The following is a 10,197-nucleotide window of genomic DNA, read 5'->3' on the forward strand; positions in this document are numbered from 1 at the left end:
CGAGTGATAAACTCAAGGACTTAATTTTCTTCAATATCCCATGGTAATCGGTCTTCTTAAAACCCTGGTCGGCAGTCGTAACGACCGCCTCTTAAAACAGTATCGCAAAGTTGTTGCTAAGGTTGGCTCTTTTGAGTCAAGCCTGCAATCACTGGATGATGCAGCACTTCAGGCAAAAACGGCTGAATTTAAGTCTCGCTTAAATTCTGGAGAAACGCTCGACGATATTGCCGCAGAAGCATTTGCAGTTGTGCGCGAAGCTAGTGTGCGCGTTATGAAAATGCGCCACTTCGATGCACAGATTCTTGGTGCCCTTGCTTTGCATCAAGGCAAGATTGCTGAAATGGGCACTGGTGAAGGTAAAACACTCACCGCTACATTAGCTGTCTATCTAAATGCTTTAACCGGCAAAGGCGTGCACGTAGTTACTGTGAATGATTACTTGGCGCAACGCGATGCTGAGTGGATGTCGACTTTATATAACTTCCTGGGCATGAAGGTTGGTGTCAATCTATCCCAGATGGAGCACACTGCCAAGCACAAGGCTTATGCGGCCGATATTACTTATGGCACCAATAATGAATTTGGATTTGATTACTTACGCGACAATATGGTCCAGGATGCGGGTCAACGTGTTCAGCGCGGCCTAGCCTACGCAATTGTCGATGAAGTCGATTCAATTTTGATTGATGAGGCTCGGACTCCTTTAATTATTTCTGGACAGGCTGACGACCACACCGATTTGTACGTAAAGATGAATGCTTTACCTGCTTATCTAGAGCGTCAAATTGGTGAGGAAAAAGCCGATGGTACTGGCGTTGAAAAGCCGGGTGACTATTGGGTGGATGAAAAATCCCAACAGGTTTACTTGACTGAACAAGGTCACGATAAAGCTGAAAAAGTGCTTGTTGAGTTAGGTGCATTAGCTGAGGGCGACTCATTGTATTCCCCTCAAAATATTAGCTTGATGCATCACTTATATGCAGCGCTACGCGCACACACTTTATATCATCGTGATCAGCAGTATGTGGTTCAAAATGGTGAAGTCATTATTGTTGATGAGTTCACAGGCCGCTTAATGCAAGGGCGTCGCTGGTCTGATGGCTTGCATCAAGCTGTTGAGGCTAAAGAGGGTGTTTCGATTCAGAACGAGAATCAAACGCTTGCCACCATTACTTTCCAGAATTACTTCAGGATGTATGGCAAGTTAGCTGGTATGACTGGTACGGCTGATACCGAGGCGTATGAGTTTAAGGAAATTTATAACTTAGAAACGGTTGTCATTCCCCCAAACCGTATTAGCCAAAGAAAAGATCGCCAAGACCAGATTTATAAGTCATCACGTGAACGTTACGATGCAGTAATCAAAGATATTGAGGATTGCTACAAGCGGGGTCAACCGGTTTTGGTTGGAACCACCTCAATTGAAAACTCTGAGTTGATTGCCAATCTATTGGATCAACGCAAATTACCTCATCAGGTACTGAATGCTAAGCAGCATCAACGCGAAGCAGAAATTATTGCTCAAGCAGGTCGCCCCAAGATGATCACCATTGCCACCAATATGGCAGGTCGTGGAACGGATATCGTTTTAGGTGGCAACGTTGGTAAGCAATCCTCTTTAATCGACGCGGATCCCAATTTATCTGACGCTGAAAAAGCATCCAAGATTAAAACCCTGCAAGATGAATGGCAGAGCTTGCATGATCAAGTATTGGCATCTGGCGGATTGCATATTATTGGTACTGAGCGCCATGAAAGTCGCCGTATTGATAACCAGCTGCGCGGCCGTTCCGGTCGTCAAGGCGATCCTGGTTCCTCGCGGTTTTACCTTTCGCTAGATGATTCTCTTTTGCGCATTTTTGCCGGTGATCGCTTACGTGCGGTCATGGAACGCCTAAAAATGCCCGATGGAGAGCCGATTGAGGCGGGCATGGTCACACGCTCGATTGAGTCCGCTCAGCGCAAAGTCGAAGGCCGTAACTTTGATATTCGTAAGCAGTTATTGGAGTATGACGACGTAGCGAATGATCAGCGTAAAGAGACTTATCGCCTGCGCAATGAAGTGCTTGAGAGCGAAGATATTGGCGATTTGATGGCCAACTTACGTGAAGACGTACTACGGACTCTTTGTGCCTTGTATGTGCCAGCAGATTCGATGGAAGAGCAGTGGGATTTGCTCGGTCTTGAAAATCTCTTGGCGAATGAATGGGGTCTGACTGTCGAATTACAAAAGTGGGTAGAAGATGCTCAAAGTGTGGATGATGAGCAAATAGTCGATCGTGTACTAGAAGCTGCTAAAGCGGCATATGACGCCAAGGTGGAATTATCTGGACGCCCATCATTCGCTGGATTTGAGCGCTCTGTTTTACTCTATAGCTTAGATAGTCATTGGCGTGAACATTTGGCTGCCTTGGATCATTTGCGTCAAGGTATTCATCTACGTGGCTATGCTCAGAAAGATCCAAAGCAGGAGTATCGTCGCGAAGCTTTTGAGTTGTATGGCGAGCTTTTAAATGTCATCAAAAATGATGTAGTGAAAAACATCATGACAGTACAAATTCGGAGTGCAAATGAGTTGGATCAAGCCTCTGAGTCAATGAATGAGGATTTGGCTAACCTAACAGATGTCCGTTATCAACATGCAGATCCTGAATTAGAAGTCGCTGGATCTACAGGCGATCGTGGTGCTGCCATTTCAGTTGCGCCAGCACCAGTGCGATCTGGTCCGAAGGTTGGACGAAATGACCCATGCACCTGTGGCAGCGGTAAGAAATATAAGAATTGCCATGGCGCCTTAAGTTAGTCTCAAATAATTGGTGCGCCGCATTAGATTAAAAATGGCCTAGATTTTTTCTAGGCCATTTACTTTGGTGAAATCCCTAGATGCAGGTTCATGCATATTTAATTTAAATCTGTCATTATCTAGAGCAAGATCAATATCAAGGAGTCAATATGACCGTGTCTTTTAATTTAAATGGCAATCCTGTGCAATTTGAAGGCGATCCTCAAACTCCGATTCTGTGGGTCTTGCGCGATCACTTGGATGTAACGAGCCCTAAATACGGGTGCGGTGCCGGTCTTTGTGGCGCCTGTACAGTTCACCTTGAGGGCAATGCAATTCGCTCATGCTCTACACCAGTCTCGGCGGCTGCTGGCAAAAAAGTGGTTACCCTGGAAGGATTGCCCCAGAAGATGGGTCAAGCACTTCAATCCTCTTGGATTGAGTTCGATGTTCCCCAATGCGGATACTGTCAGACTGGGCAGATGATGTCGGCAGCGGATTTGCTGGCAAAAAAGAAGCGGCCTAATCCAGAGGAAATTAAAAATGCGATGAGCGGGAATATTTGTCGCTGTGGTACGTATGCGCGAATTGAAAAAGCGATTGAACGCGCTGCAGATAAATTGGCATAAGGAGACGAATATGAAAAATCATTCTTTAAAGAACACCAGTCGTCGTCAATTTATGCAGCACAGTGCTGCTGTTAGTGGTGCATTTGTATTGGGGATGTATCTCCCATTAGCTAGCGATGCTGCTCTTGGAGCAGGAAGTGCCCCAGCCCTTGCAAATGCATGGGTTCGCATTACTCCAGATAATCAAATTACCTTAATATGTGCGCGCTCCGAGATGGGTCAGGACGTATATACCTCGATGCCTGCTCTCATTGCTGAAGAGTTAAATTTGCCCTTATCGATGGTGAAGGTAGAGATTGCCGGTGTTGCGCCGGTTTATATCAATGCATTATTGGGTGGACAAATTACCGGTGGGTCTACCTCAGTGCGTGAGGCTTTTGACAAGCTCCGCACTGCTGGAGCGGCTACGCGTTCTGTTTTAGTACAAGCGGCCGCTAATCGTTGGAGCGTCTCTGTCGATCAATGTAAGGCGCTCAATGGCAAGGTAACTGGCCCTGCTGGCAAATCGGCAACTTTTGGTGAATTAGCTGCTGATGCAGCCAAGCTGCCACTGCCTGAGAAACCTGTGCTGAAATCACCAGCGAATTTCATGGTGATTGGTAAGCAAAGTATGCGTCGTTTAGATACCCCAGCCAAAGTAGCAGGCAAAGCAGTGTTTGGTATCGACGTCAAGATCCCTGGTATGGCAATTGCTTCGCTAGCGCAGTGCCCAGTGATTGGTGGCACCCCACTAACAGTTGATAGTTCTGAGGCAATTAAGGTATCCGGTGTGATCAAAGTGGTGCAAATTTCTGATGGCGTAGCGGTATTGGCAAAAGATTTCTATGCTGCGCGCAAAGGCCGTGATGCACTCAAAATTACTTGGAATGAGGGCCCTGGAGCAACCATTTCTAATGCAGGCATGCGTAAACAACTTGAGGCTGGTTTATCAAAGCCGGGTGCAGTTATTAAAGCGGTAGGTGATGCTAGTGCGAATATGGGCAAAGGCAACACTCTGAGTGCTCAATATTTCATGCCATACCTAGCGCACTCCACCATGGAGCCAGTCAATTGCTCGGCTGACTTTGCGAATGGCAAGTGCAGAATTATTGGGCCTGTTCAATTTCAGCAAGGCTCGCAAGCGGTTGCAGCTGCAGCAACTGGTTTAAAAACAGAAGACGTTACTGTTGAGACCACTTTCTTGGGTGGTGGATTTGGCCGAAAACTTGAGTTGGATTTCGTGCGCCAAGCTGCCGAAATCTCAAAAGCTGCTGGGATGCCAGTTAAATTGTTGTGGACTAAAGAAGATGATATTACCCATGACTTCTACCGTCCAATGAGCGTGCATCATATGGATGCGACCCTGACGGCTGATGGCAAATTAAGCACTCTAAAAGCCAAAATGGTTTCTCAATCCGTTACTGCCAGAGCTTTCCCAGTTTTTGTCAAAGACGGTAACGACCCTTTTATGACAGAGGGCTCGGCTAATTTAACGTATGACATTCCGAATCTTGAAGTTCGCAATGTGATTGAAGATGCTGGTATTCGAGTGGGTTATTGGCGCTCTGTTAGCAATACTCTTAATGCGTTTGCAGTGGAGAGTTTTATGGATGAAGCGGCAAAAGCTGCTGGTAAAGATCCAGTGGCTTTTAGATTGGCTGCCCTTAATAAAGAGCCCAGAGCTACAGCTGTTTTGAAATTAGCTGTGCAAAAGTCTGGATATAAATCCAATAGCAAGCATTTTGGGGTTGCGCAAATGGAGTGTTATGGCACTTATTCAGCATGCGTAATCGAGTTAGATCCGGTTGCTGCGAGTACCAAAGTCAAGAAAATTACTTTTGTCTCAGATTGCGGAATAGCAGTGCATCCAGATCAGGCAAAAGCGCAGCTGACGGGAGGCATCCTTTATGGCTTAGGTGCAGCTTTGTATGATGAAATCACTATTGAAGCTGGGCGAGTGCAGCAAAATAACTTCAACGATTACCCAAGTATTCGGATGAACCAAGCCCCAGTAGTTGAGGTGCATTTAGTTGCTAGCCAAGAGAAGCCGGGTGGCTTAGGTGAGGTTGGAGTTCCTTTGGTTGCTCCAGCATTGGTAAATGCAATTGCAGCCACTACTGGTCACCGTATCAGGGAGCTACCAATTAAGGTGTAATGGCCTTTTAGGCTGATCTATCCAGAAAAGCGCGCCCTAAGGGTGCGCTTTCTTTTTGTGCCTCATCTACAATTATCCAATCATGACAGTTAATTTACCTCTCCCCCAAAAAAACGATCTTAAGCCTGTAAAGGGTTTTGAGATGGGCATTGCCCAAGCTGGTATTAAAAAGGCAAACCGAAAAGACTTATTGGTGATGACCTTGGCCCCTGGCTCACAAGTTGCCGGTGTCTTTACTCTCAATCGATTCTGCGCGGCGCCTGTTCAAGTATGTCGTGAGCATTTAGCTCAAGATGGTCGTAATGGGGAAATACGTGCCCTAGTTGTGAACACTGGAAATGCGAACGCCGGTACTGGTGAGACCGGTATGAAACATGCTTTAGAAACATGCGCTGCACTAGCAAAAGATCTCAATTTAAACCCAGAGCAGGTCTTGCCGTTTTCAACGGGCGTGATCCTAGAGCCTTTGCCAATTGAGAAAATTGTGTCGGCATTACCAGCCGCAGTTGCAAACTTGGGTGAGGATCATTGGTTCGATGCGGCAGAAGCCATCATGACTACAGATACCCAGCCTAAGGCAGCATCAGTAGTGGTTCAAACATCTGCTGGTCCAGTGACCATAACAGGTATTTGTAAGGGCGCCGGGATGATTCATCCTAATATGGCGACGATGCTTGGTTTTATTGCTAGCGATGTTGGTTTTGCCCCTGGCCTGCTGACTAGTCTTACTCGTGAAGTGGCTGATCAATCTTTTAACGCCATTACCATTGATGGTGATACCTCTACTAATGATTCCTTCATCATTATGGCTACCGGTCAATCTAGTGTGCAGATTGCCTCAGTCACTGACCCAAATTACGGTGTAGTTAAAGATGCCTTGCTTGGATTAGCTCGTAAGTTGGCGCAAATGATTGTACGTGATGGCGAAGGAGCTACTAAATTCATGACGATTGAAGTCATTGGTGGCAAGACCCAGGAAGAATGTCGTTTAGTGGCTAAGGCTGTTTCCCATTCCCCTTTAGTTAAAACAGCCTTCTTTGCAAGTGATCCGAATCTGGGTCGTATATTAGCGGCCATTGGTTATGCTGGCATTGATGACTTGGATGTCAATCGGGTTCAAATGTGGCTTGGTGATGTTTGGGTTGCAAAAGATGGTGGCCGTAACCCGTCTTACCAAGAGGCTGATGGTCAAAGGGTGATGAAAGAGTCTGAAATTACGGTAAAGATTGATTTGGGGCGCGGAAATGCAACTCAAACGATGTGGACTTGTGATCTTTCGCATGACTATGTTTCGATTAACGCAGATTACCGTTCATAAGGAATGTATTAAACATGAACGAAAAATTAGAGCAACTCCTCAATCATTTAGAAACATTTTTACCTAAGCCGCTCACCGAAGAGCAATGGCAGTCATCCCCCGCATTTAGATGGCGCCGTCGCGATAGTATTTTTGGCAGCATCGGTTATTTGCAGGCAGTAAAACACGTCTCAGATATCACTTTTGATGATTTGCAGAATATTGATCGTCAGCGCGATGCCATTCGTGACAACACAAGAAATTTCATTAATAAGAAACCAGCTAATAATATTTTGTTAACTGGCGCTAGAGGCACTGGAAAATCTTCACTAATCAAGGCGAGCTTGCATGAATTCGCTTCTCAGGGCTTGCGTCTGGTTGAAGTGGAAAAAGAGCATTTGGCTGATTTGGCCGATATCACCGATCTTTTGGGGGATCGACCAGAGCGCTTTATTATTTTTTGCGATGACTTGTCTTTTGAAGATGGCGAATCTGGGTACAAGGCCATGAAGTCAGCGCTAGATGGCTCTGTATCAGCGCAATCGGATAACACCTTGATCTACGCTACATCCAATCGTCGCCATCTCTTGCCTGAGTATATGAAAGACAATCTGAGTTATGCGCATAGCGATGATGGTGAGATTCATCCAGGTGAAGTAGTGGAAGAAAAAATCTCTTTGTCGGAGCGTTTTGGTTTATGGCTTTCTTTTTATCCGCCAAAGCAAGACGAGTATTTAATGATTGTGGCGCATTGGCTAAAGCATTTTGGCTTGAATGATGCTCAAGTTGAAGCGGCTCGTCCTGAAGCTTTAGTATGGGCCTTAGAGCGAGGCTCACGTTCGGGTAGAGTTGCATGGCAGTTTGCGAAGCATTGGGCTGGTGCACAAGCCTAAGATAGTTCATGACAGCTTCCCCATCAAATCGCCCCGTCACCGAAGTAGCCGCTGGAATTCTCCTGGATTCTGAGGGTCGATACTTATTGGGGCAACGCCCTGAAGGTAAGCCTTATGCTGGCTATTGGGAAGTGCCTGGCGGGAAGATTGAAAAAGGGGAGACTGTTTTTGAGGCCCTCAAGCGAGAGTTAAAAGAAGAGCTCGGTATTGAAATTTTAGATAGCCAAGAACTTACTGTCCTAGAGCATGATTATCCCCATGCCTATGTTCGCCTTCACGTCAGTGTCATTCGCAATTGGTGTGGGACCCCAGCGGGTTGCGAGGGCCAGCAGTTATCTTGGCAACTACTATCCCAAGATCGCCCCAGTGTTGAACCTATGTTGCCAGCCGCCTGGCCAATGCTTGAAAAACTAAAGTTGTTATTGGTTTAAAGCTGACAGAGTGTCAGTCTAAATGGCACATCGGTATTAACGAGTTGTGCCTTTTTATCACGATCCGATTTTAAGAAGCGAACAGAGAGCAGATTGCGTATTTCAGCGATCGTGACCGCCTGTTTCAGATTCAGCGTGACCGTCAAGGCTCTAGTATTTGAAGGCTCAGTTATTGTAGTTTAGCGGTCACGATGCCTTCTGTTTTTTGACGGTTTCCGCCGTGTTTTCCACCTCTTGCTTGCGCATGGATTCACCCTTGAGTTTGATCTTATGGCTTTGATGGACGATGCGATCAAGGATTGCGTCAGCCAAGGTGGGATCATTTAAATACTCATGCCAGTGCTCCACTGGAAGCTGGCTGGTAATGATGGTGGACTTGGTACCAACACGATCATCCATGATTTCTAGAAGGTCGGAGCGCTCTTCTTGGTTTAAGGGGTGCAAACCCCAGTCATCTAAGATCAGTAAATCAACTTTCGCAATCGATTGGAGTTTGCGTGTGAAGGTGCCGTCAGCATGTGCTACTCGAAGCTCTTCAAAGATACGGGGTACGCGCATATTCAGAGCCGAGAAGCCAGAGCGGCAGGCTTGTAATCCTAGGGCGCTGGCTAGCCAAGTCTTACCCACGCCAGCAGGACCAGTGAGCAAAATACTTTGAGCCCCTCTAATCCAATCGCAACTAGCAAAGCTAGCCACCTGCTTTTTATCTAAGCCTCTACCAGGGCGGTAATCGACATCTTCTAGGCAAGCGGTAGAGACCTTGAGCTTGGCACTTTTAAGCAGCCTTGCCTGTTTCTTATTCTCGCGGTAGGTGAGCTCTCGATCGACCAATAAACCCAAACGCTCTTCAAACGAGAGGTCATCTGATGCTCTTTGTGTAAATTGCTCTTGTAGGCCAAGAACCATGCCCTCTAGTCTTAAGGCTTGAAGCTGGGAGATGGTATGTTGATGAAGCATGTGATTTTCCTTCTTTCAGTTTTGCTGCTGGTTAAAAATTAGTGGAGATGCTTTAGTGGTAATACTTGGGTCCGCGCACGTTCTCATGCAAAGGTATTTGTTGGGAGCTCTTTTTGTTGGCGGTCACTTTGCCTGCCTTGGCTAAGTCCAGCTTGGTCGCCAAGATGTTGCGCACGCTCTTTTGGGTCATAGCGTTATTAGCTACTGCGATAGCGCAAGCCGCTTCTAAACGCTCTTTGCCATATGATTTTGATAGATTGAGCAAACCAAGACAGGCGCGATAAGCGAGCTCGGGATAGGCTTTCTGATGCAGCAGGTGCGACACTAAGGATTGAGTAAATGCACCGATCCCCTGGCCCCAGTTCAGCAGACGCTCTGAACTCCATTCCAGATGAGCCTCGTGTGCTTTGGGCATATGCTCAGGCACAGTAGTTTGAGAAGATAGCCCATGGCTATAGCCCGTGCGCATCACGCGCACATGGGCGGCAATGCGTTTGCCCTCGCAGAGGATTTCCACTACGGTGGGGGTGACCCGCAGCTCGACTGCTTTGCGCGCATATTGATAAGGCACGCTGTAATAGTGGTGCTCTAACTCGACATGGTAATCAATGCCTACCTTGGCTTTTTTCCAGGAGCAGGACTCAAAGATCGTCGCAGGCAAAGATTTGAGTGCGGGTTTATCAATCGCTTCAAAGGCGCTACGGCGATTGCCAGGCAGCTTCTTGAAGGGGCGGGTATTGAGCTCTTCCAGTAAATGGGCAATGGCAATATTGAGATCAGCCAAGCTAAAGAACTGCTGGTGGCGCAATCTGGCTAAGATCCAGCGCTCGACTACTTGTACGCCCACTTCGACCTTGCTCTTATCTTGCGGTTTGCGCGGCCGGGCCGGGATTACGGCACAGCCGTAATGAGCGGCGAACTCGGCGTACGATCTGCCCACTTGCGGTTCATAGCGATCGGGGTTGGCAACTAGGCTTCTCGGATTATCGGGAACGATGACCTGCGTTACCCCACCAAAATACTCAAAGGCTTTGCGCTGGCCCAATAGCCAATCTTCGGTCTTTTGCGCTC

Annotated in this window: 9 protein-coding genes; 6 read left to right on the forward strand and 3 right to left on the reverse strand. The window is 47.0% G+C overall.

The genetic code is table 11. The annotated features are described in order from the left end of the window. Positions 1-40 precede the first annotated feature (40 nt). The 6 genes from secA (at position 41) to BOQ04_RS10575 (ending at position 8,169) form a co-directional block, all read left to right on the forward strand. Positions 41-2,806: a preprotein translocase subunit SecA gene (gene secA / locus BOQ04_RS10550; RefSeq protein WP_076024652.1), complete on the forward strand. Its 2,766-nt coding sequence runs from the start codon at positions 41-43 to the stop codon at positions 2,804-2,806. Between the two features lie 149 nt (positions 2,807-2,955). Next, on the forward strand, positions 2,956-3,414 hold the full coding sequence (locus BOQ04_RS10555) for a (2Fe-2S)-binding protein (RefSeq protein WP_076024653.1): 459 nt from the start codon (positions 2,956-2,958) through the stop codon (positions 3,412-3,414). Positions 3,415-3,424: 10 nt separating this feature from the next. Continuing rightward, positions 3,425-5,548, forward strand: coding sequence for a xanthine dehydrogenase family protein molybdopterin-binding subunit (locus tag BOQ04_RS10560; protein WP_076024654.1), 2,124 nt, complete (start codon positions 3,425-3,427; stop codon positions 5,546-5,548). Between the two features lie 82 nt (positions 5,549-5,630). After that, a complete protein-coding gene (argJ, locus tag BOQ04_RS10565) occupies positions 5,631-6,866 on the forward strand; it encodes a bifunctional glutamate N-acetyltransferase/amino-acid acetyltransferase ArgJ (protein ID WP_076024698.1) in 1,236 nt (411 codons plus the stop codon). A 14-nt stretch (positions 6,867-6,880) separates the two neighbouring features. Continuing rightward, positions 6,881-7,738 (forward strand): ATP-binding protein, encoded by an 858-nt coding sequence (locus tag BOQ04_RS10570; protein ID WP_076024655.1) that lies wholly within the window; start codon positions 6,881-6,883, stop codon positions 7,736-7,738. Positions 7,739-7,746: 8 nt separating this feature from the next. Continuing rightward, positions 7,747-8,169, forward strand: a complete 423-nt coding sequence (locus tag BOQ04_RS10575; protein WP_076024656.1) for an NUDIX domain-containing protein — start codon at positions 7,747-7,749, stop codon at positions 8,167-8,169. Here the strand turns inward: BOQ04_RS10575 and BOQ04_RS10765 are convergent. From BOQ04_RS10765 to istA, 3 genes are all read right to left on the reverse strand, one after another. Beyond that, entirely contained in the window at positions 8,166-8,315 is a 150-nt protein-coding gene (locus BOQ04_RS10765; RefSeq protein WP_158025501.1) for a hypothetical protein, read from the reverse strand. The two genes, BOQ04_RS10575 and BOQ04_RS10765, sit on opposite strands and share 4 nt — an antisense overlap. Before the next feature lie 40 nt (positions 8,316-8,355). After that, positions 8,356-9,126: an IS21-like element helper ATPase IstB gene (gene istB, locus BOQ04_RS10580; protein WP_076024657.1), complete on the reverse strand. Its 771-nt coding sequence runs from the start codon at positions 9,124-9,126 to the stop codon at positions 8,356-8,358. A gap of 52 nt (positions 9,127-9,178) precedes the next feature. Continuing rightward, positions 9,179-10,197 (reverse strand): IS21 family transposase (istA, locus tag BOQ04_RS10585; RefSeq protein ID WP_143742200.1); only part of this gene is annotated, 1,019 nt, incomplete at its 5' end.

This window comes from Polynucleobacter sphagniphilus, assembly GCF_001953355.1.
In the GTDB taxonomy this organism is placed as follows: domain Bacteria; phylum Pseudomonadota; class Gammaproteobacteria; order Burkholderiales; family Burkholderiaceae; genus Polynucleobacter; species Polynucleobacter sphagniphilus.

Coding starts and splice junctions, on each gene's coding strand:
- BOQ04_RS10560 (WP_076024654.1), top strand. CDS start 3,425: ATGAAAAATCATTCTTTAAAGAACACCAGTCGTCGTCAATTTATGCAG.
- BOQ04_RS10570 (WP_076024655.1), top strand. CDS start 6,881: ATGAACGAAAAATTAGAGCAACTCCTCAATCATTTAGAAACATTTTTA.
- BOQ04_RS10555 (WP_076024653.1), top strand. CDS start 2,956: ATGACCGTGTCTTTTAATTTAAATGGCAATCCTGTGCAATTTGAAGGC.
- BOQ04_RS10575 (WP_076024656.1), top strand. CDS start 7,747: ATGACAGCTTCCCCATCAAATCGCCCCGTCACCGAAGTAGCCGCTGGA.
- argJ (WP_076024698.1), top strand. CDS start 5,631: ATGACAGTTAATTTACCTCTCCCCCAAAAAAACGATCTTAAGCCTGTA.
- istB (WP_076024657.1), bottom strand. CDS start 9,126: ATGCTTCATCAACATACCATCTCCCAGCTTCAAGCCTTAAGACTAGAG.
- secA (WP_076024652.1), top strand. CDS start 41: ATGGTAATCGGTCTTCTTAAAACCCTGGTCGGCAGTCGTAACGACCGC.